This is a genomic window from Streptococcus sp. NLN76 (genome assembly GCF_015686645.1).
Taxonomy (GTDB): domain Bacteria; phylum Bacillota; class Bacilli; order Lactobacillales; family Streptococcaceae; genus Streptococcus.
This window is the reverse complement of sequence record NZ_JADPMS010000004.1, coordinates 26,621-47,317: the sequence shown is the minus strand read 5'-3', so window position 1 is coordinate 47,317 and position 20,697 is coordinate 26,621. Positions and strand designations below refer to the sequence as shown.

Below are 20,697 nucleotides of genomic sequence, written 5' to 3'. Positions count from 1 at the left end.
TCCTGTCTCTATACTCTACCTCGATTATAGACCTTTCCAATAACTCTGTAAACGGATACACAAACCTGGTTTTTCCGTAATGAAGCGGAAAAGATTGAAAGTTTTGTACAACCCTTCTTTATTCCAGCTCTCAGCTTGTTCTCAAAAGAAACGTTACTTTTTCTAGACATAATAAAAATCCTACTTTCATAAACAGTACGTTACGTATTTGTACTGTCTATGAAAGTAGGACTACATCAGATTTGTTGGCTTTTTGTCTCTGTTTTTAAAAGAGATAGCGGGTGGCGATGATATTTTTAACGAGGGATTGAACATTTGCTAAGGTGCGTTCAGTTTCCATAGCCTGATTTAAAGAAAGGACTTCCCTCTGGATGGAAAAAGTTGCCAGGAAAATCTCCTCAAATTCTTTTACTTCTTCCACACTACCGCCTAATACGATAACGGGAACACCTGCCTCTCTTGCTGTTTGTGCGACACCGATTGGCAGTTTCCCATTCAAACTCTGCCCATCCAAGCGACCTTCTCCCGTGATGACCAAGTTTGCTCCTTGAACAGCTTTTGTTAAGCCTAATTTTTCAGCAATAAAAGGATAACCAGCTTCTAGTTCTCCACCTAGCAGCACCAAGGCACCACCAAGACCACCTGCTGCTCCAGTCCCCGGAATCTTTTGAAGGTCAATCCCTGTTTCCTGTTTCATCTGATTGACAAACTCTTGAGCAGCCAAATCCATAGCCATTACTTGCTTGGGACTGGCACCTTTTTGTGGTCCAAAAACCACGGCATATCCTTGAGAGCCAGCATAGGGATTGGTAACATCGGTTAAGCCACGCAAGCGGATCTGAGCAAGAGCTCTACGTTCTTCATCCGTCAAGGCATTTAGTAACCCACGCCCTCCATCCGAGCTACCACTGCCACCAAGAGTCAAGACCAACTCCTGACACCTCCGTGACAGAGCATCTCGAAACAGTGCCGCTAAGCCTCTACTTGTCGCACGCTCCACCGTTTCTGAAGACGGAATAATCTTATCGATTCCGACAACACGCGCCGACTCTAGATAGGCTGTTTGCCCACTCATAAAGTAAGAAGCCACAATTGGCCGCTCCAATAAATCAACTGTTTCAACCTCAACCCAAAAGCCTTCTAACCCTTGTGCCAAAGCGTCCAAGGTTCCCTCTCCTCCATCCGCTATGGGAACTGTTACCACTTCCGCATCTGGTAAAACCTCTAAAATCCCAGCCTTTGCGGCCTGATTCAATTGCATCGACGTTGCAGATCCTTTAAAAGAATCAATCGCTACTAGAAATTTCATAGGCAGACCTCCTCTCAAATATGATTATACGCTTTTAATTGGAGAAGCATCTAGCTAATACCCAAGAAACTCATTTTACCCTCACTTTCTCTTTACCCCCCTTTACTAAATACAGTTACAGATGAGGAGGAGGCTTATTGTCGATATAAACGTTATCTTGGATATAGAGTCCAAACAGGTAGCGAAACCCAAACCACACTGACTTTTGCGACTCGTTTTAATGAACACTTCAAAAAACAGAAGCTAGGCAGAACATCATCACGGATATTTTACCTAGCTTCTTTTAAGTTATTTTCGAATGTTCAAATCCGCTAATTGTGCTAGAATTTCTTCCTCACTAGCACCTGCTTGTAAAAGAGCGGCTGCGGTGTATGTGCCTTCAACAACTGGTACTGACTGAATCTGTACATCTTTGCTGGTCATTTCAGCTGCTAGTTCTAAATTCATTCGAGCTGATCCCAAGTCATAGAAGGCTAAGAGTCTTTGAGCTGAATTTTGCTCAACTGCTTCCAGAACAGTTTCAAAACTAGTTCCAATTTCTCCTTCAGAAGTCCCACCAACATAGGTAAAAGGGATATCCGAAGTGACTTGAGAAATCAGTTCAGCCAAACCGTTAACAAGTTTATTCGAATGCGACACTAATAGAATTCCTAGAGCTGTCATTAGCCTACCTCCGCCTCAAGCATAGCTTCAAATAAAAGGCCTGAAGAATAGGAGCCTGGATCAACATGACCTACGGAACGCTCACCAACATAAGAAGCCCGTCCTTTTTTAGCTTGTAAATCCTTAGTTGCTGCTACATAGTCTGCAATTTTTTGAACGGTCAAGGCATTCTCTTGTAGATCTGCCAAGACTGGAATCCAAACATCAACCATGGTTTTATCCCCCAGCTGAGCCTGACCTCTTTTTTGAATATTCGCCAAAGCAGCTTCTAGTGCTACTCTGAGATCTTCGCTATCAATTTTCTGACTTAATCCTAGAAAGGCAGAGCCATAGAGAGGACCTGAAGCTCCTCCAACTTTAGACAATAATTGCATGGCTACCATTTTAAAGAGAGAGCCTGCTGTCTCGAAATCTTGACTTTCCAATTCGGCAACCACTGCCTCCATTCCCCTGGACATATTACCTCCGTGATCTCCATCACCAATGGGTGTATCCAGTTCACTTAGAAAAGCTTGCTTATCCTGTATCTTTTCGTTGAATAAAAGCATCCATTTTTTTGCATCTGCTACTTGCATCCTATTCTCCTTACCAAGCAATGGTTTCAACCGGACTCACCAAAGCCTCTAAATCTTGTGCATTTTCAAGACGCATCAAGGTCAACGAAAGACCCGCCATGTCCAAGGAAGTCATATAATCTCCTAGTTTACGGAAGGGAACACGCACCCCTTTGGCTTCCAAAAGCTTCATCACATCATTGGCAAAAATATACTGCTCCATCAAGGGGGTTGACCCTAGACCATTGATCAATAAGGCAAATTCTTGCCCTGCTTCCGCTTGAAAATCTTCCAATAACTTTTCAACCAATTCTTGAGCCAAGTCCGCTGATGGTTTCAACTTCTCCTTACGATAACCGGGTTCTCCATGAATGCCGACTCCGTATTCAAACTCATCATCCTCTAAAACAAATCCTGGTTTCCCTACTTCTGGCAGCGTTGCTCCCGATAAAGCTAAACCAATGGTTTTGATCTGGGGCACAATTCGATCTGCTAGTTCTTTGATTTCTTCCAAACTCTGACCTTGACGAGCTGCATGGCCCAAAATTTTATGAACCAGAATTGTACCAGCTACTCCCCGACGCCCCTGCGTATATAGACTATTTTCGACAGCGATATCATCATCCACTACCACACTAGCAACCTGGATTCCCTCCATTTCTGCTAGCTCTTGAGCCATTTCGAAATTCATAATATCACCAGAGTAGTTTTTAATGACCATAAAGACGCCGGCACCTTCATCCGCAGCTTTGATAGCTTCTAAAATTTGATCTGGAGTTGGGGATGTGAAGACAGCCCCACAAACCGCAGCGGACAACATCCCTTGACCAACAAAACCAGCATGCGAAGGTTCATGACCAGAGCCTCCTCCTGAAATCAATCCAACACGCCCTGATTTTTCCGCACTCCTTACTAACACTTGAAAGTCTTCATGCCGGTGTAGAATCTCCGGATGAACTGCTACCAAGCCTTGAATCATCTCTTCTACTACTGCCCGTGGATCATTGATAATTTTTTTCATCAGCTAAGCCTCCTTTATTTTCTCCCCTTTATTATAATTTTAAAATGCAAAAAAGATAAGGGACAAAACAAGAAAACTGTCCCTGTACGAAAAGGATCTTTGCTAGAATAATAGTAGGAAGAAGCGAGGTATCCTATGGCATCATCTCTGATTACGAAAAAACGCATCGCAAAAGCCTTTAAGGAGCTATTAGCAGAAAATGATTTTGATAAACTATCCATTGTAACCATCATGGATCGAGCTGGTATTCGTCGGCAAACTTTTTATAACCATTTTCTGGATAAGTACCAACTCCTCGATTGGATTTTCCAAAATGACTTGAAAGAACAAATCGCAGACAATTTGGATTTCATTTCTGGGAGACATCTCATCCAAGAAGTGTTTCACTATCTTGAAGAGGAGGCAATCTTTTACCAAAAAGCCTTTGAAATTCAAGGTCAAAATAATTTTTATGCCTACTTCATAAACTATTGCCAACTAATGGTAGGAAAAATTCTCAATGAGTACCCTACTCATCCTAGTCTAGTTGGGGACCCATCCTTTCTTGATTTTCACAAAAACTATCAAGCCCGGGCCTTGGCCGAAACCATCAAACAAGTGGTCCAGCACCAAATCCCCAAGCCCCATCCAGACCACATCTTAGCAGAAATCACTGGACTGAAATAGGAGAAGATTATGACCTCTATCCAAAATCAAACAGACCAATCCATTCCAGCCTATGTCGAGGCAAACCTCGCCTTGCACCCTCACTTAACCAAGCACCCTCACTTACCCCTCGTCTATCTGAAGGAGAGGAACCCTCACGTCATCCCGATTCTATCCGGTGGTGGTTCCGGGCATGAACCTGCGCACATGGGATATGTCGGAGACGGGATGTTGACAGGAGCTCTTTATGGACAACTCTTCACACCTCCCAAAAAGGCAGAAATTCTCGAAGCCATCCGTTTCTTGGACCAGGGACAGGGTGTTTTTATCATTATCAAAAATTTCCCTGCTGACCTTCTTGAATTCCGAAATGCCATCCAAGAAGCTCGGCAAGATGGACACCAAGTTTCCTACATCCTCTCCCACGATGACATCTCCATTGAAAGCAAACAAAAATACCAAATTAGAGGTAGGGGACTTGCGGGAACCATCCTTCTTCATAAAATTCTGGGACATGCGGCACAAGCTGGGGCAAACTTACAAAAACTTGAAAACCTAGGCTTGACTCTATCCAGTCAAATTGCAACCATTGGTTTTGCCTCCAAAACAAGCACTCTTTTTGAAAAAACACGGAATACTTTCACAATACCAGAAAATCATATTTCCTATGGAATTGGTATCCATGGGGAAGAAGGCTACCGTCTGGAACCATTTGAGAGTTCAGAACAACTAGCCAACGAGATTCTCAACAAACTCCGACTTCACTTTCATTGGAGAACAGGAGATTCCTATGTTCTGCTCATCAATAATTTAGGAACTACCAGTGAATTAGAGATGGGGGTCTTTACGCATGATCTCCTCCAACTGCTAGACATCCAAGGACTCCGTCCAACTCTCGTTAAAAGTGGTCGATTCATGAGCAGCCTCGATATGGCCGGTATCTCCGTCACCCTTTGCCCAGCCAGCGATTACCTAGAAGCCTTGCTGGCACCAACCAATGCTTTCGCCTGGTAATTCTCTTTTTCCAAACCTGACCTCTTAAAAAAGGCCGAGTGTGAAAACTCGACCTTTTTACGCTTCTTTTTCCTCCACCCGAGTAAAGCGATGACTTTTACCAATCAGGCGGACTTTTTTATCACTATTTCCAGTACCCGCTCGAATGAATTGGTCCTCCGTGACATCATGGTACTGATGAATCAGACCGCTGACATATTCAACTTCCATGATGCCATTTTCCCAACCCATGGACTTAACCATGCGAGTGCCTTTAGCAGGATGTCGTTCCATAAATACACCATCCTTCTAGAGGATATTGTCAAAGCTATCATACACATCTTGCGGCCAGACACTGGATTGAACTTCTCCAATATGTTTTTTCCGCAAGAGGAACATGGCTAAACGAGATTGACCAATCCCTCCACCAATTGATAGTGGGAAGAAACCACGAAGCAGGGTTTTATGCCAATCGAATTCTAAGCGCTCTTCATCACCCGTAATGGCCACTTGGCGCTTGAGCGCATCTTCATCCACCCGGATTCCCATGGAAGAGAGTTCAAAGGCAGAACCCAATTGATCATTCCAGACCAGAATATCCCCATTCAAGCCCTTATAGCCATTCTCAGTCTCCGTTGTCCAGTCGTCATAGTCCGGTGCGCGGCCGTCATGCGGCTGTCCATCCGCTAGCACGCCTCCAATCCCAATCAGAAAGACCGCCCCATACTCCTTAGCAATCGCATTTTCTCTTTCTTTTGGACTTAAGTCGGGATAAAGGTTGACCAGCTCCTCTGTATGCACAAAGGTAATCTGTTTGGGCAAAATGGCTTCGATATCGTACCGGGCCTCTACGGCCAATTCTGTTAGACGGATTGCCTTGTAGATTTTTTCAACTGTATCCTTCAGATAAGCTAAATTCCGATGACCATCTGGAATCACCTTTTCCCAGTCCCACTGGTCGACATAGACAGAATGAGTTGGGTCCAAGGAATCCTCATCCGGACGCAGAGCCTTCATATGAACAAAGAGACCTTCTCCCTCATTAAAACCAAAACGAGCCAAGGTGTGTCGTTTCCACTTAGCCAAAGAATGAACCACTTCATAAGTTGCTTCTGGAATCAACTTCACATGCACTTCTACTGGATGCTCAATGCCAGACAAGTTGTCCTGCATTCCGTCCCCAACACGAGACAAGATCGGACCTTGCACCTCAACGATTTCTAATTTGTCTTGCAGGTATTGGGTAAAGGTGTTTTTGACAAAGGAAATTTCTTCTTGCTGATGGATAAAGTCTTTTTTCATAGTTTCTCCTTCATTCTCAAGCCCTCAGGACCTCTACTAAAGTTAGGTATATGATACACTAAAATTAGAAAAAATCAAGGAGGCCCCATGTCCATTTTTCAAAAAAGTGTTAAAGTTGTCTTGGTCATCTGGTTAGCCGTCCAACTGGCCACCTTTTTCGGGCTTAACTATCCGTCATCTGCGGGGATTATTGGTTTGCTCAGTTTATTAGATACGCGACGCTCAACACTCCTTACCGCTAAACGGCGTGTTTTAAGTATGACCTCAGCCATGCTTGCGGCTATTGTCTGTTTCAATCTATTCGGACTTAACATTTGGGCCTTTGGACTAACCATGGCTATCTACATTCCCATGGCCTATAAATACGAATGGGACATCGGCTTATCCGTCTCCACAGTTGGAGTCTTTCACCTCCTCGATACCGGAAGCTTGGCCCTACCCGTCATCCTAAATGAAATCGGCCTTTTTGCAATCGGGGTTAGCCTGGCTCTCTTGGCCAATGTCTATATGCCTTCCCACCAAAAAGAAATCATCGCCTCAAAGGACCGGGTCGAACTCCTCTTCAAAGGCATACTCCTGCGCTTCCACCATATCCTCTCGACCGGAGAGGCAAGTGAGGAGACTTTCCGTACCCAACAATTGGAAAGGGAGATCCAAGCAGCCCTTGAGCTGGTTTACCGTGACCAATCCAACCAACTTTTCCAGCGAACTGACTACGAAGTGCATTACTTTGAAATGCGCTTGGAACAATGTTACTACCTCCAACAAATGGTCGAGGACATCAACCACTGCCACTTTTCTGCGGAGGAGAGCCTGATTCTGGCCCAACTCTTCAAAGATACTGCCCAACAGTTGGAAGACAAATCCACCCCAGTTCATCTGATTGATCGGATTGACCAATACTTAGAAGCCTTTCGCCAACGGCCACTCCCAAAGAGTCGCGAAGAATTCGAATCCCGCTCTATGCTCCTGCAAATCTTCCGTGATCTGGAACGCCTCATCCTCCTAAAAGTCCACTTCTACGAACGCTATCCCCACGACCAACTCACAGACGAATAATTTTTTCGAAACTATAAGTTTCGTTTAAGGAAAGAACGGTATACTTATTCCATAGTTGAGGAAGACCTCAACGACTCCTAAAACTTTTCTTTTTCATAATAATCTCCTATAAAGGCTCCGGAATTACTGGAGCCTTTTACTTGTTTAGGAACGGATATTGGTTGACTTGCCGGGGAGATTATTGAGCAGCGGTAAAGCGCAGAGCGCTTTTTTACCTCGCTTTGCTCGGTATCCGCTGCTCTAGCTCACTCCGTATCACAGAGCGAGCGGACATCATAATCTCCTATAAGGGCCTCAGATTTACTGGGGCCTTTTACTTGTTTAGGAACGGATATTGTTTGACTTGCCGGGGAGATTATTGGGGAGCGGTAAAGCGCAGAGCGTTTTTTACCTCGCTTTGCTCGGTATCCGTCGCTCTAGCTCACTCCGTGTCACAGAGCGAACGGACATCATAATCTCCTATAAGGGCCTCAGATTTACTGGGGCCTTTTACATTTGTGGAATAGTTTAAGAAAATTTTGACAAAAAGTATATACGAGTGTATAATGAAAATAAAAAGTATATACGAGTATATAAGGAAATATAAAAGTATATACCAATATATAGGAGATGCTATGACACCATTCACGACTATATTTGGTAAATCACCTAAAGTTTTTTTGAACAGAAACCAGGAATTTGAGAATCTGTTAAAAAATCTCGACAATCCTTACTCCGATGCACAATCTACTATCATTACAGGAGTTCGAGGTTCAGGAAAAACCACCTTTATCACGAAGTTAGAACATGAACTACCTGAACACTGGATTCCCATCACACTGATTAACACCCCTTCCATTGTGTCCGAGTTGATTGCAGAATTAAGCAATAAGGTTAATAGAGAAATTACACTGAGCAATTCTATACAAGTTAAAAACTTTAGTGTATTGGGACTAACCATTGAGAATGTCCAGTCTCAAAATACTACAAATCAACAACAATTAATTGACCTATTGACTATTTGTCAAAACGCTAATCGGAAAGTTGTCGTTTTAATCGATGAAATTTCTAGTTCTAATGGTATTAGAGAGTTGTACTCACTTTTTCAGCTCCTTATCCGTAAAGACCTTCCTATTAGCATTGTTTCAACAGGTCTTCCGGAAGATATTAATGAAGTTATTACCGATAAAATTTTAACTTTCCTACTACGCTCAAATATAATTGAACTCTCTCCTCTCACCATTGATGATATCGAAGAGGCTTATATCAAACATCTATCACTCGACCGTTCTGTTGCTGGTTATGCTGCAGAGAAAACCAAAGGATATGCCTATGCTTTTCAATTACTAGGTCAATTAATGTATGAGAAAGAATCTACAACCATCAACGATATCGATGAAATTATTCCAGATTTTCGATATTTGCTTGGAAAAAATGCCTATCGACTAATCAAACAACGACTTTCAGAGAAGGATGAAATCTTCTTAAAAGCAATCAAATCAGAAACAAAGATAGCAGATCTGATTAAAGAAACGAAATGGGATAAAAACCTTATTAATACATATAAGTATAGACTTATAGATAAAGGACTTGTCTTTCAGCCACAACGTGGATATGTTGACTTAGTTTTACCTGAATTTGATATTTTCCTTGAAAATTTCTGAAACCGCACCAATAAAATAGATACAAAACCTCCCCTCAGCTTTTACGGGATAGCTGAGAGGAGGTCTGATTTTAAAATAGAATGGATATTATTTCAGCCGTTCTTGTAATTTTTCTACAAAGAGATAGGCTGCTGGGCAGATGAGGGTGTTTTGGATGGTAAGATGGTTGATTTGATAAATCTTTTTACGGTCTGTATGCGGAAATTCACGGCAGGCTTTAGGACGAACATCGTAGATAGAGCAGAGATTGTCCTCGCCGATAAACGGACAGGGCATGGATTGAAAGACCTTATCACCATCTTCATCCACGCGCAGAAAAGCCTCCTCAAAGGCAGATAATTTCATTCGAAACGTTTTGGAAATGCGCGTGATGTCTGCCTCTGTCAAAAGAGGACCTAAATGACGACAGCAGTTGGCACACTGGATACAATCAATCTCCTCAAACACTTCTGCATGAATTTCCTGGCTAAGTTTATCTAACTGTTTAGGAGGTTTTTTCTTAAGCCCCGCGAGGAACTTTCGATGCTCTTTTTGCTTCTGCAAAGCCAACTGATGATAGCGTTCTAAATCCATTTTTGATTTCCTTTCTACAAATCTCTAGGACTCTTCTAATAACCAATTCAGGAGCGCCTTCTTTTGAATCCCATCATAATTAGCTTCTGACTGGATTTGATCCAATGTTAGAAGATATTTAGGATACTGGTCCTTGATGGCTTGCAATGGACGAAGTTCACGCTCAAGTGTCGCAGGATCTAGAGTCGACAGACTCACCTGAAAGTACTGATAAGTTCCTGTGTCGGTCACAACAATAAAATCCACTTCGTATTTACCTATATTTCCGACATATACTTTAGAAAAACGCCGTCTTAATTCCAAATAAACAATCGTTTCAATCATATGCCCTAAATCTTCTTGGTGATCTGGTAGGAGCAATTGGCGAAAACCAAGGTCAACGCAGTAAAATTTCTCTAGTCTTTGCAAAAGGGTTCGCCCTTTGACATCAAACCGAGGGACAGCGTAGAACAATAAGGAATCCAACAAAGCATCCAGGTAGCCTTCTAAGGTGGTATTGGATACTTTGACTCCTTGACTAACCAAGGTATTCCGAATTTTATTCGTAGAAATTGGACTCCCCATGCTACTGAGAAGCGTCCGTACTAAACGTTCTAATAAATCTGGGCTAGCTGCACCGGCCCTAGGCAACACATCATTCAACAAGATCGTGGAATAGAGACCTTGTAAGTACTCGATACGCTCGCGGTAACTCTCTGTTTGCAACAAATAAGGAAAAGCACTAAACAAATAGTCATTGAACAGCTGACTTTGCGACAAACCTTCCTCCCTCCGCCCAGCTACATATTCTGAAAAGGATAGGGGGAGAACTTCTAACTGAACATATCGACCCGTTAAGTTCGTTGCCAAATCACTGCTCATGAAACGAGCATTAGAACCTGTCAAATATAAATCAACATTCGGCTTGATAAATAAGCTATCCGCAACCAACTCAAACTGATCCACATGCTCGATTTCATCTAAAAAAATATAGTAGGTTTCTGGAGTTTGAAGCTGCTCCTCTAAATACCGATTCAGAGCCTGAAAATTTCTCAATTCATAATAGCGAAGATCTTCAAAATTAATCACTAGAATTTGACTTTCCGCCACACCTGACTGAATCAGCTCTTGCCGAAAAAGCTGAAAAAGAACCGACTTACCAGCCCGTCTTACGCCACTGATTACCTTAATGACCTGTCGATCCCGATGCCGATTTAAAAAAGCGACATATTCTGGTCTATCTATCCATTTCATTGAACCACCTCTCTAAGAGTATACCAAAAACAACCATTATTTCCAATCAATTGGAAATAATGGTTGTTTTAAAATTTAATTTCTAATTAACTAGAAATAATTTCCATATATGACGTCAATCCACTACCAATTGTGATATCCTAAATCTTAAATCCATTCTACACTTTGTTCTCTATTTTTGCTTAAAACAACCAAGGATTTTTGGTACAATATATCGTACAATATTAACGAGGAGGTGAGAACGTCATGGAAGCTGTTACTTATTCAAACTTTCGTCAAAATTTGAAACAATATATGCGTCAAGTGAACGAGGATGCCGAACCACTCATTGTCACTTCAAAAAATGTTGAGGATACCGTTGTCGTTCTATCGAAGCGCGACTATGATAGTATGCAGGAAACCTTACGTATCCAGTCCAACAATTATCTCATGAATAAAATTCGAAAAGGTGACCACCAATTTCAAATAGGGGACTTTCAAACTCATGAATTATTGAAGGTGGCCGATGAATAAAGCGTGATCTGATGAAGCTTGGGATGACTATTTTTACTGGTATGAACAAGGAAATAAAGCGACCATTAAAAAAATCAATCGATTGATAAAAAATATTGACCGACACCCATTTACAGGCATCGGCAAACCTGAACCGCTCCGACACGATTTAGCGGGAAAATGGTCTCGACGGATCTCAGAAGAACACCGCATTATCTATCAGGTTGATGACACCACCATCTATATTTATTCCTGCAAAACCACTACTAACTCAATCTGTAAAAAAATCCTCAATCCCTTCTATTTCATCAACGGGATTGAGGATTTTACTATGCTTTCTTCAAAAATAAATCGAATCCGTTTAAACAACCTCTACCGAATTCAATAAACCTAATCACTCCTTGAGTAAGCCTTCTTCTTTTAAGAATTCCTCAGCTACACTACGGGCATCGCGTCCTTCAACGCCTACTGCATAATTCATTCGACTCATCTGATCTGCTGTAACTTTCCCAGCTAATTGATTCAGAATCCCCTCTAATTCAGGATATTCTTTCAAAAGTGATTGACGCAAGAGGGGAGCCCCTTGATAAGGAGGGAAAAGCTGCCTATCATCTTCAAGAACAACCAGGTCATACTGAGCCAACTCTGCATCCGTCGAATAAGCATCTGTAATCTGAATATCCCCTGATTCAATCGCCTGGTAACGAAGAGCTGGCTCCATGGTCACAACATCCAAATTTAAGCCATATAAGGATTGCAGACCCTTATTTCCATCTTCCCGATCATTAAATTCTAAGGTAAATCCAGCCTTAAGACGCCCTTCTACCCTCTTCAAATCTGAAATTGTTTTCAGCTGATATTCCTCCGCAATGGCCCGGGGAACTGCTATAGCATAAGTGTTCTGATAGGCCATGGGTTTTAGAAGGGCCAAGCCATCCTGTTTGGCAATCCCATCACGCGCCGCCTCATAAACCTGCTCCGGATCATGACTCAACTCTGGTGCTGGTCGCAAGAGACTCCCCGTGATCGTCCCCGTAAATTCAGGGTAGATATCAATATCCCCTTTCTTTAAGGCCTGGTAGAGAAAATCCGTCTTTCCAAAATTGGGTTTGACCTCAACTTGTAGCTCTGAATTTTCTTCAATTAAAAGTTTATAGGCATTCATCAGAATCTCAGGCTCAGGCCCGAGTTTACCCGCAATGACTAGGGTCTTCTCCTCCTGTTTGGGAAGAAGTGTGGTTCCCAAAGATACTCCAACTCCCAATAAAAGGGCTGCAAAGGCTGCCGCAATCGTCCTTAACTTAGCCTTCTCCATCCACTTCAACAATAGATTGAAAAGAATAGCCAACAAAGCTGCTGATAGAGCCCCAATTAAGATGAGACTGGTATTTCGACGATCAATCCCCAATAAAATAAAGGATCCCAGACCTCCAGCACCAACCAGAGCCGCTAGCGTTGCTGTCCCGATAATCATCACACCTGAAGTCCGAATTCCCGACATGATAACCGGCATGGCTAAAGGCAACTGATACGTCTTCAGACGCTCCCACTTAGTCATTCCAAAAGCTAGCCCAGCTTCTTCTAAACTTGGATCAACACCATTTAAGCCTGTTATTGTATTTTCTAAAATCGGAAACAGAGCATAGATGACCAAGGCGGTTAAAGCTGGAAGAGTTCCAATTCCCATGAGTGGGATAAAGAGCCCCAGCAAGGCCATGGAAGGAATGGTCTGAAAAATCCCAGCAAGCTGCAAAACAAGAGCCGATAAACGCTTGTTTTCTTTCAAACCAAAAGCTAGTGGAAGGGAGAGCAAAATCGCTAGAAGCAAGGCTAGAAGGGAGAGCTGTAAGTGTTCCCCTAAGGCTTGCACCCACTCAGCAGACCGCTCTTGAAAGGTAGTGACCAAATCAAGCATAGGCAGCACCTCCAAACAAATCCGCTACAAAATCCGTAGCAGGCTCCTCTAAGATCATCTTTGGAGTCGCAAACTGGCGAATGTACCCAGCCTCTAGTACTGCAATGCGATCCCCCAGAAGTAAGGCTTCATCGGTATCATGGGTTACAAAAATGGTTGTCATCCCGAACTCCTGATGCAGCTCCTTAATCAAAATCTGGAGTTGTTTCCTGGATATGGCATCTAAAGCCGAGAAGGGTTCATCCATCAGTAAAACTTCCGGTTCGCCAATCATGGCCCGGACAATTCCCACACGTTGCTGCTCCCCACCAGATAATTCACTTGGCATCCGAGTCGCATAGACTTCAGCCGGCAATCCCACTCTAGCTAATAATTCTTCTGTCCGAAGACGAATTGCCTCTGCAGTCCAACCTTTCATTTTGGGAATGAGAGCAATATTTTCCGCAACGGTAAGATTGGGAAAGAGGGCAATTTGCTGCAGGACATACCCTGTAGATAAGCGCAAAGCTCGCTCATCAAAATCTTTGATCCGTTTGCCTTCCCGATAGATATTCCCGTCACTAGGTTCTAGCAAACGATTCAGCATCTTCAATAAGGTTGTTTTCCCTGAACCTGACGGTCCTACCAGAACGATAAATTCCCCCGACTGGATTTCCAAATCAACACCTTTTAAGACATTCTTATCCTGGTAAGAGAGGGCCACCCCTTCATATTTAATCATAAAGCTCCTTCAACCAAACTTCTTTCAAAGACTTAGGCGGACGACCTAAGACACGCACTACATCTGAAGAAAGACCCGCTTGCTCTCCCGCTGCGATGGCAGTATAGGTCGAAACCCAGGAATCATATTCCCACTGTTGCGCCGGCCATTGCTTACGAGATTCGTAGGCTTCCGCAAGGGTTTCATCAATATACTGGTAGTTCTCTCCAGTGACTTCTGCCCCAATACGCAAGACATCTTCCATGGACAAGTCTTCAGGTCCCGTTAGATTCAAGGTTTGATTGGCCCAAGAATCGGCATTCAATAAGATTGTAGCTGCAACCTCTGCCGTATCTTGACGTGCCACCGCAGATACTCGACCTTGACCCGCAGGACCACGAATTTCCCCATATTCCTCCAATAAACCTCGGAAAAATTCTAAATAAAAATTGTCCCGCAAGAAGGTGTAGGTGAAACCTAAATCTTTGATAAACCGCTCGGTCTGGGCATGATCCCGCGCCAAGGTAAAGGTAGCATCCTCAGCAGCCCCGTAAAAGGAGGTATAAACAATGTGCCGAACACCCGCAGCCTTAGCCGCATCTAAAAAAGCCTTATGCTCCGCAACCCGATCCTCACTCTCACGTGCCGATACAAACAAGAGTGTATCAATCCCGGTTAAGGCTGCTACAACCTCCGGTCTATTGGCATATTGAACCTTTCGAATCTCTGCCCCTGGGAGATGAGAAGCTTTTTCTGGACTCCTGGCTAGATGAATCGCCTTGTGTCCTGCAGCAGCTACTAGCTTCGCCGCAATAGCCCCTAAATGACCTGTCACTCCCGTAATTCCAATCATTGTCATTGCTCCGTTCCTTTCATGTCCTGTACTTCTGTTGACATTAAATTCGCCAGGATACGCTCTTGGTAAGCCTCAAAATCTCGGATTTCCTGTTGAGAGAAGCCTTGGTAAAAGATGTTTCCCAACTCACGACTGACCCGGTCACCAATCTCCTTTTGTGACCATCCTAGTTCCGTTAAGATCACATACTTTTTCCGTTTATCATTCGCACAAGGCCGAACTTCCACCAAGCCCTGCTCCACTAACTTTTTAATCATCGAAGTTAGGGTATTATTGGCCAAACCCGTTTGGAGCGCAATATCCGTAGCCGTTGCCCTCCCATCCTCGCACTGCCAGAGCACTGATAAAATTTTTCCTTGCTCACTTCGATAACGAACTTCTTTCTCTTTCCTTAATAATTTTTGAAAAAGACGCCCGTTTAACAAACGAATGTGCAAGTTTTGATAACCACCTTTCCACTCTTCCATCTGCTCACCTCTTTATTTCGATATAGAAATACTTTAACACAAGAGACCAGCCATGTCAAGAAATTTCTATATAGAATTAGTTGTACAAAATAATAACCCCTGAAAGCACTCTAAGTTGCATGATTTCAGGAGTTAAGCTGTGCAAAGGGATTCAAAAAGGCGCGTGAGGATAAATACACTCCTCACAATGATGTTAAGAAATAACTTTGACGCAGTGGTTGATTCGGTCAAACAGCTAAAAGGCTGTTTGAGGTATCAGATAGGATTTGCGAAGCAAATAACAATTGTTCGCTTTTATTGACTCAAAGAGGCAATTCCTGACTCTTTGACCTCCGAGAACAACCTAATCAACATTGACATGAACTGCGTTCATTTCATCTGTAAACTCTAAAGGCATTCAACATGCCTTTAGACCGGAGGTGGCTACAAACAGTCTGGGAATAGACTGTTTGAGCCCGAGCACGAAAATAAAAGAGCAGGTCGATTTGGGGATAAATCGTTTCAGCTTACAACTTGAAATAAAGACTTGTAACGAACTCTGTTTCAACTTAATGAGTTCTTTCTCACTCCCCATTCTTCTCGCAGAACACCATATTTAACACTATCATAATACACACCTTGCCAGTATCGGACTTTGCGAATCCGGGCTTCTTGTTTCAGACCTAACTTCTTACTAGATTTCATCATTCGTTCATTGCCAGACCAAGTGGTTAAACCGATATGTTCAATCATGTCAAAGGTATCAAAAGTATCGGAGATCCATTCCCTTAAAGCTTGCGTGCCAAACCCTTTCCCCCAATAGTTCTCGTCGTAAATCACAATCCCAATCTCTAACCAGCGGGTTTTCTCATCCTCCCAATAACGAAACAGCATCCCCACTAAAACATCATCCACATAGATTCCCTGTTTATATTTCCCTTCATTATAGAAAAAGAAGGTATTGCAGAATTCCTCAAATGTGTAAGCCTTATAGTCGTCATAATAAGGACCATTCCACTTTGACCATTCGGGATTTTCGACCGCAAATCCAATCTGCCATAATTGACGCATGTCCTCTTTTTCAATCGGTTTGATTTTTAGAGACCCCATCACCCTACTCCTTTCACACATATGTTAATTTAAGACTAGTATAGCATAATACAGACTATTCCAATTTTGAAGTTAATTCAGTATTCTATTGTATTTAAGCAGAATTGCTTTTACTACAAATTTTTACAAAGTATTTACTTTTAAAAATCGTATATATAAGGTATAATGTACGTACAAAACTAGGAGGTGAATACATTTAATGAATGTGTTATTACGCAAAACAGGGAATAGTACTGTGATAACGATTCCAAATGCTATTAAAGAGGCACTTGGAGCAGAAATCGGTGAAGAGATCGAATTTGTCACTTCTGGAAAAAATATCATCATCCGAAAAGCTGAACCCAAATTTGACTTTGATAAAGAGTTGGAAAAAGCCATGGACCAATATGATGAATTATTGAAAGAACTGGTGAATAAATGAAATACTTGTCTACCAAGGATATCATAAAAATTAACGTGATGGTTATCGGGAAGTATTCTCCTAAAGAACCAGTAGGCATTGCTGATATCAATAGCCTTCAAATGATTGTTGAACAACCAAAGCAAGAAATCTTTGGAAAGGTCCTTTATCCAGATATTTATAGCAAAGCTGCTATTATCTGGATAAATCTAATCAAAAAACATCCATTCTATAATGCCAATAAACGAACGGCTATGATGGCATTACACATGTTTCTTGCACTGAATAACTTTCAGTCAAACCTCTCGTTTAACGATGGACTTGAAAAAACGATTGAAATCGCTACTTTTCAAGGAGATTTTGAAGAATTAAAGGACAGCATCACCCAGTTCTTGAAAGAAGAAAATAGAGTGTTTAAAAAGTAGAAAAGTGATCAACGTCCCCAATTGGCGATAAGCACTTTTCTACTTTTTACTATATCTTAGAGATGATATCCCATAACGCCCCTCCATCCAAATCTGCTACAATAAAGACAGACAAGCCTCAAGGAGAAAATCTATGAAAACACAAGCAGAAATGATGATTTTGGTTCCTCAAAAAATCAAAGAAATCGAACAAACCTATGGAGTCGAAATCCTGTGGGCTGTAGAATCCGGCAGCCGTGCCTGGGGTTTTGAATCACCTGACAGCGACTTCGACATCCGCTTTATTTACAAACGCAAGCCCCAGGACTATCTGCAACTCACCCAAAGCAGAGATGTCATCGAATTACCCATCGACGATACCTGGGACATGAATGGCTGGGACCTCGATAAAGCCCTGAAGCTCTTAGCCAAATCCAACCCCACCTTATTCGAATGGCTCCAATCCCCTATTATTTATTTTTCATCCAAATTTCAAGAAGAGATAACACCGCTATTAGAAAGACACTTCTCCGAAAAACGGATGATGTACCACTACTTATCCACCGCGAAACTTCAGCTCTCCAAATATCTCAGCGGCGATACAGTTAGACCAAAAAAATACTTCTATGCCCTTAGACCTGTCTTGGCATGTCGGTGGATCCAAAAGTATCACACCATTCCACCCGTCCCCTTTAATGACTTGGTCACAGACTGCTTGCCAGCCGAACTGTATGATTCCGTCAACCAACTCCTAGACATCAAAAAAGCCCATTCAGAATCCGCCCCAATCCCACCGATCCCCGATATCCACGCCTTCCTCGAACAATCCATCCAGGAAATTGAGACCTACCTCCAGAACCTAGAAACTACTCAAAAACCTGACTGGCAAGTACTAAACCATTTCTTCCTAGAAGAAATCGGGGTGGGGGATGACATTCCTTTCGAATATTTTTCAAAAATTGAATTTGACATTAAAGCACCCGGTAATGAACCAATTGCAAAGTTTACATGTGACCTCTCAACATCCGAATTGACCTATCAAGAAGCTGGCAACACAGGCGCCATTGCCTTTGAACACCAACTGACCCTAACAAAATGGGAGAAAAGTGGCTTACTCCCCTACATCCGCTTATCCGACTTCGAAGTGCACCTAAAGGATTTCCCAACAATTCAATCTCAGGAACACTTGATTTTTCCAATTATCTTTAAAGGCTATGGAAACTCCGGTCAAGTACTCTTAAAACGAGAAATTAAGAAAATCTCTCTATTCGGAGATCAAGAACCAATCGAGATACTCTACAACTACATCAGCGAAACTTTCTTTTCAGAATTTAAAAAGAAACGCTGCTACATGGCCCATCCACTTAACTTCCTCCACCCATTTAAATAGTGATTCATAAACACAAAACAAAACACATCAAATCCACGGTTCCTATCAACACGATACGTTCCTCTTTGGATTTGATGCGTTTGGCATTTTTGGATTTGAATTTGAATTCAGTGCATTTTTCTTAGTTTTTCTTCGTTTTTCTGTGTTCTACTGTTTCCTACTGTTTCCTACTTACTAATGGTAGCTCGCTTTCCATCATTTATCAACTAAAAGATAATATTGATTGCGGTCATTTTTACTTGATCAAAACCATTCAAAAATACCCAACTCGTGTAAATTTTTCAAAGTTTTGACAATAAATTTACGACTTCTTCCTGTCAGTTCAATTGCCTTTGCTGTCGTCATCTTCTCTCCTGAATTGTACATGTAATGGACTAGTAATTGCTCATCAGCATTAAAGTTTTCAAAATCTATGAAGTGTCTTTCTAAAGTATCTCGAGTTCGAAGATGTCGACTGACAATATTATTTTTCAAGGTCAAAACCACTTTATTCCCAGGCTCTGAATATATAGGCTTATGAAGAAAAGCAGATTCCATCTCAGAGTAAATACGCTTAACCCCTTCATTCATTTCACGAACCCAACCAAATTCTGTTCGAAAACGACATCCCGAGTTAGCCCATGCCACACCTCATAAACTGCGACACACTGGAGCCACACTTGCTATAGTCTTTTAGTTTGCTTTTAGTACAAGGCAGCGAGTCGCAGGCAGTACTAAAGTACGGCAAGACGAGCTAACACAGTAATAAAAGATAAACTAAAAGAGTATAAACAAGCAGGAATGAGTTTAGAAGCTATTTCAGAAGCACTAACTCACAGTGATATTGGAACAACTCAAATTTATGTCAATACTTCCAATGTTATCCCTATGGCAGTTGGTGAGTTTACCCTTAAATCAATAAGGTAAAAATAAGGTAAATTTTGAGGTGAATTTTTCAAAAAAAACACCAAAAAAGCACCCATGAGGTAAACTCTTGAGTGCTTCGAAACGTTGATATATCGCGGATAATTAACGTTTTGAGAATTGTGAAGCTTTACGTGCTTTCTTAAGACCTGGTTTCTTACGTTCAACCATACGAGCGTCACGTGTAAGAAGTCCAGCACGTTTCAAGCTTTGACGGAAGTCTGGGTCTACTTCAAGAAGCGCACGAGCGATACCGTGACGGATAGCTCCGGCTTGACCTGCGTAACCACCACCGTTAACGTTTACGAATACGTCGTAAGAACCAGCAGTTGCAGTGACTGCAAATGGTTGGTTGATGACCAAACGTAGGTCAGCGTGTGGGATGTACTCTTCAACGTCTTTTTTGTTAACTGTGATTTTACCAGTACCTGGAACCAAACGTACACGCGCTACAGCGTTTTTACGACGACCAGTACCTGCATATTGTGCTTGTGCCATAGTTTCATCTGCTCCTTTCCTTAGATAAGTCCTGAAATGTCAAGAACTTCTGGTTGTTGAGCAGCATGAGAGTGTTCGCTACCAACAAATACTTTCAATTTCATACCTTGAGCACGTCCAAGTGTGTTGTGTGGAAGCATGCCTTTAACGGATTTTTCAATCAAGCGAACAGCATTCTTAGAACGCAACTCACCAGCAGAGATCGATTTCAATCCACCTGGGTACAATGAGTGAGTGTAGTAGATTTTGTCTGTTGCTTTTTTACCAGTCAATTTCACTTTCTCAGCATTGATAACGATAACGAAGTCACCAGTATCAGTATGAGGTGTGAAAGTTGGTTTGTTCTTACCACGAAGAACAGAAGCAACAACTGCAGAAAGACGTCCAAGTGGGACATCAGTTGCGTCAACAACGTACCATTTGCGTTCAACTTCACCTGGCTTAGCCATGTATGTAGTTTTGTTCATGATTTCTCCTATAGTCAATCTCGTTTTTGTTTACAGTGTGGATGTTCCGGTCCACGAGTTATTTGGAAGGTTCCGGGGCCTTTCAAATGGGGTAAACAATACCGTATTCCATACTATCAAA

General features: G+C 42.2%; 22 protein-coding genes and 4 pseudogenes. 10 read left to right on the top strand and 16 right to left on the bottom strand.

Annotated features, from left to right (window positions below; genetic code table 11):
- Window positions 1-265: 265 nt before the first annotated feature.
- The 4 genes from I1A59_RS01495 to dhaK all read right to left on the bottom strand — a co-directional run bounded on the left by I1A59_RS01495 (window position 266) and on the right by dhaK (window position 3,547).
- Window positions 266-1,309 (bottom strand): glycerate kinase, encoded by a 1,044-nt coding sequence (locus I1A59_RS01495; RefSeq protein ID WP_196091057.1) that lies wholly within the window; start codon window positions 1,307-1,309, stop codon window positions 266-268.
- 288 nt (window positions 1,310-1,597) lie between these two features.
- The gene (dhaM, locus tag I1A59_RS01490; protein WP_196091056.1) at window positions 1,598-1,972 is read right to left on the bottom strand and encodes a dihydroxyacetone kinase phosphoryl donor subunit DhaM; all 375 of its coding nucleotides are present in this window, start codon (window positions 1,970-1,972) and stop codon (window positions 1,598-1,600) included.
- Complete coding sequence (gene dhaL, locus I1A59_RS01485; protein WP_196091055.1) at window positions 1,972-2,547, bottom strand: dihydroxyacetone kinase subunit DhaL; 576 nt, start codon at window positions 2,545-2,547, stop codon at window positions 1,972-1,974. Before dhaL ends, dhaM begins: the two co-directional genes overlap by 1 nt.
- 10 nt (window positions 2,548-2,557) lie before the next feature.
- Window positions 2,558-3,547, bottom strand: a complete 990-nt coding sequence (dhaK, locus tag I1A59_RS01480; RefSeq protein ID WP_196091054.1) for a dihydroxyacetone kinase subunit DhaK — start codon at window positions 3,545-3,547, stop codon at window positions 2,558-2,560.
- Window positions 3,548-3,682: 135 nt separating this feature from the next.
- Here dhaK and dhaS point away from each other — a divergent pair, with 135 nt between their 5' ends.
- Together dhaS and dhaQ are read left to right on the top strand one after the other, a co-directional pair.
- Entirely contained in the window at window positions 3,683-4,213 is a 531-nt protein-coding gene (gene dhaS / locus I1A59_RS01475) for a dihydroxyacetone kinase transcriptional activator DhaS (protein ID WP_196091053.1), read from the top strand.
- Between the two features lie 9 nt (window positions 4,214-4,222).
- Complete coding sequence (dhaQ, locus tag I1A59_RS01470; protein ID WP_196091052.1) at window positions 4,223-5,206, top strand: DhaKLM operon coactivator DhaQ; 984 nt, start codon at window positions 4,223-4,225, stop codon at window positions 5,204-5,206.
- Between the two features lie 57 nt (window positions 5,207-5,263).
- Here the strand turns inward: dhaQ and I1A59_RS01465 are convergent, their stop codons facing one another.
- Both I1A59_RS01465 and asnA read right to left on the bottom strand, forming a co-directional pair.
- Window positions 5,264-5,479, bottom strand: coding sequence for a hypothetical protein (locus I1A59_RS01465; protein WP_196091051.1), 216 nt, complete (start codon window positions 5,477-5,479; stop codon window positions 5,264-5,266).
- Between the two features lie 15 nt (window positions 5,480-5,494).
- Window positions 5,495-6,487 (bottom strand): aspartate--ammonia ligase, encoded by a 993-nt coding sequence (gene asnA, locus I1A59_RS01460; RefSeq protein ID WP_196091050.1) that lies wholly within the window; start codon window positions 6,485-6,487, stop codon window positions 5,495-5,497.
- Window positions 6,488-6,574: 87 nt separating this feature from the next.
- Between asnA and I1A59_RS01455 the strand changes: the two genes are divergently transcribed.
- Window positions 6,575-7,546 carry an aromatic acid exporter family protein gene (locus tag I1A59_RS01455; protein WP_196091049.1) on the top strand — a complete coding sequence of 324 codons (972 nt, stop codon included), beginning with the start codon at window positions 6,575-6,577 and terminating at the stop codon, window positions 7,544-7,546.
- Between the two features lie 614 nt (window positions 7,547-8,160).
- Window positions 8,161-9,189: an AAA family ATPase gene (locus tag I1A59_RS01450; RefSeq protein WP_196091048.1), complete on the top strand. Its 1,029-nt coding sequence runs from the start codon at window positions 8,161-8,163 to the stop codon at window positions 9,187-9,189.
- A gap of 87 nt (window positions 9,190-9,276) precedes the next feature.
- Here the strand turns inward: I1A59_RS01450 and I1A59_RS01445 are convergent, their stop codons facing one another.
- Window positions 9,277-9,762, bottom strand: a complete 486-nt coding sequence (locus I1A59_RS01445; protein WP_196091047.1) for a YkgJ family cysteine cluster protein — start codon at window positions 9,760-9,762, stop codon at window positions 9,277-9,279.
- 24 nt (window positions 9,763-9,786) lie between these two features.
- The gene (locus tag I1A59_RS01440) at window positions 9,787-10,995 is read right to left on the bottom strand and encodes an ATP-binding protein (RefSeq protein ID WP_196091046.1); all 1,209 of its coding nucleotides are present in this window, start codon (window positions 10,993-10,995) and stop codon (window positions 9,787-9,789) included.
- A 246-nt stretch (window positions 10,996-11,241) separates the two neighbouring features.
- Between I1A59_RS01440 and I1A59_RS01435 the strand changes: the two genes are divergently transcribed.
- Both I1A59_RS01435 and I1A59_RS09580 read left to right on the top strand, forming a co-directional pair.
- Window positions 11,242-11,508 (top strand): type II toxin-antitoxin system Phd/YefM family antitoxin, encoded by a 267-nt coding sequence (locus I1A59_RS01435; RefSeq protein WP_196091045.1) that lies wholly within the window; start codon window positions 11,242-11,244, stop codon window positions 11,506-11,508.
- Window positions 11,501-11,740: pseudogene (locus I1A59_RS09580) on the top strand (Txe/YoeB family addiction module toxin); the annotation flags it as partial. The gene I1A59_RS01435 and the pseudogene I1A59_RS09580, both read left to right, overlap by 8 nt.
- A gap of 141 nt (window positions 11,741-11,881) precedes the next feature.
- Here I1A59_RS09580 and I1A59_RS01425 read toward each other — a convergent pair.
- From I1A59_RS01425 to I1A59_RS01405, 5 genes are all read right to left on the bottom strand, one after another.
- Window positions 11,882-13,402, bottom strand: a complete 1,521-nt coding sequence (locus tag I1A59_RS01425; protein ID WP_196091044.1) for an ABC transporter permease/substrate-binding protein — start codon at window positions 13,400-13,402, stop codon at window positions 11,882-11,884.
- Window positions 13,395-14,123, bottom strand: coding sequence for an ABC transporter ATP-binding protein (locus I1A59_RS01420; protein WP_196091043.1), 729 nt, complete (start codon window positions 14,121-14,123; stop codon window positions 13,395-13,397). The genes I1A59_RS01425 and I1A59_RS01420 overlap by 8 nt, the downstream gene beginning before the upstream one ends.
- Entirely contained in the window at window positions 14,116-14,955 is an 840-nt protein-coding gene (locus I1A59_RS01415; RefSeq protein WP_196091077.1) for an SDR family oxidoreductase, read from the bottom strand. The genes I1A59_RS01420 and I1A59_RS01415 overlap by 8 nt, the downstream gene beginning before the upstream one ends.
- 2 nt (window positions 14,956-14,957) lie before the next feature.
- The gene (locus tag I1A59_RS01410) at window positions 14,958-15,425 is read right to left on the bottom strand and encodes a MarR family transcriptional regulator (protein ID WP_196091042.1); all 468 of its coding nucleotides are present in this window, start codon (window positions 15,423-15,425) and stop codon (window positions 14,958-14,960) included.
- Window positions 15,426-15,968: 543 nt separating this feature from the next.
- A complete protein-coding gene (locus I1A59_RS01405) occupies window positions 15,969-16,514 on the bottom strand; it encodes a GNAT family protein (protein ID WP_196091041.1) in 546 nt (181 codons plus the stop codon).
- Window positions 16,515-16,713: 199 nt separating this feature from the next.
- Between I1A59_RS01405 and I1A59_RS01400 the strand changes: the two genes are divergently transcribed.
- From I1A59_RS01400 to I1A59_RS09575, 3 genes and pseudogenes are all read left to right on the top strand, one after another.
- Window positions 16,714-16,935, top strand: a complete 222-nt coding sequence (locus I1A59_RS01400; RefSeq protein WP_196091040.1) for an AbrB/MazE/SpoVT family DNA-binding domain-containing protein — start codon at window positions 16,714-16,716, stop codon at window positions 16,933-16,935.
- Entirely contained in the window at window positions 16,932-17,339 is a 408-nt protein-coding gene (locus I1A59_RS01395) for a type II toxin-antitoxin system death-on-curing family toxin (protein ID WP_196091039.1), read from the top strand. The genes I1A59_RS01400 and I1A59_RS01395 overlap by 4 nt, the downstream gene beginning before the upstream one ends.
- 133 nt (window positions 17,340-17,472) lie before the next feature.
- Window positions 17,473-18,240, top strand: a pseudogene (locus I1A59_RS09575) (nucleotidyltransferase domain-containing protein); the annotation flags it as partial.
- A 711-nt stretch (window positions 18,241-18,951) separates the two neighbouring features.
- On the opposite strand, the pseudogene I1A59_RS01385 reads toward I1A59_RS09575, so the two are convergent.
- Window positions 18,952-19,302, bottom strand: a pseudogene (locus I1A59_RS01385) (ATP-dependent DNA helicase); the annotation flags it as partial.
- A 174-nt stretch (window positions 19,303-19,476) separates the two neighbouring features.
- Between I1A59_RS01385 and I1A59_RS01380 the strand changes: the two are divergent.
- Window positions 19,477-19,614 (top strand): annotated as a pseudogene (locus I1A59_RS01380) (site-specific integrase); the annotation flags it as partial.
- 102 nt (window positions 19,615-19,716) lie between these two features.
- Here the strand turns inward: I1A59_RS01380 and rpsI are convergent.
- The gene (gene rpsI, locus I1A59_RS01375) at window positions 19,717-20,109 is read right to left on the bottom strand and encodes a 30S ribosomal protein S9 (RefSeq protein ID WP_135038120.1); all 393 of its coding nucleotides are present in this window, start codon (window positions 20,107-20,109) and stop codon (window positions 19,717-19,719) included.
- Between the two features lie 20 nt (window positions 20,110-20,129).
- Window positions 20,130-20,576, bottom strand: coding sequence for a 50S ribosomal protein L13 (gene rplM / locus I1A59_RS01370; RefSeq protein ID WP_196091036.1), 447 nt, complete (start codon window positions 20,574-20,576; stop codon window positions 20,130-20,132).
- Between the last annotated feature and the right edge of the window lie 121 nt (window positions 20,577-20,697).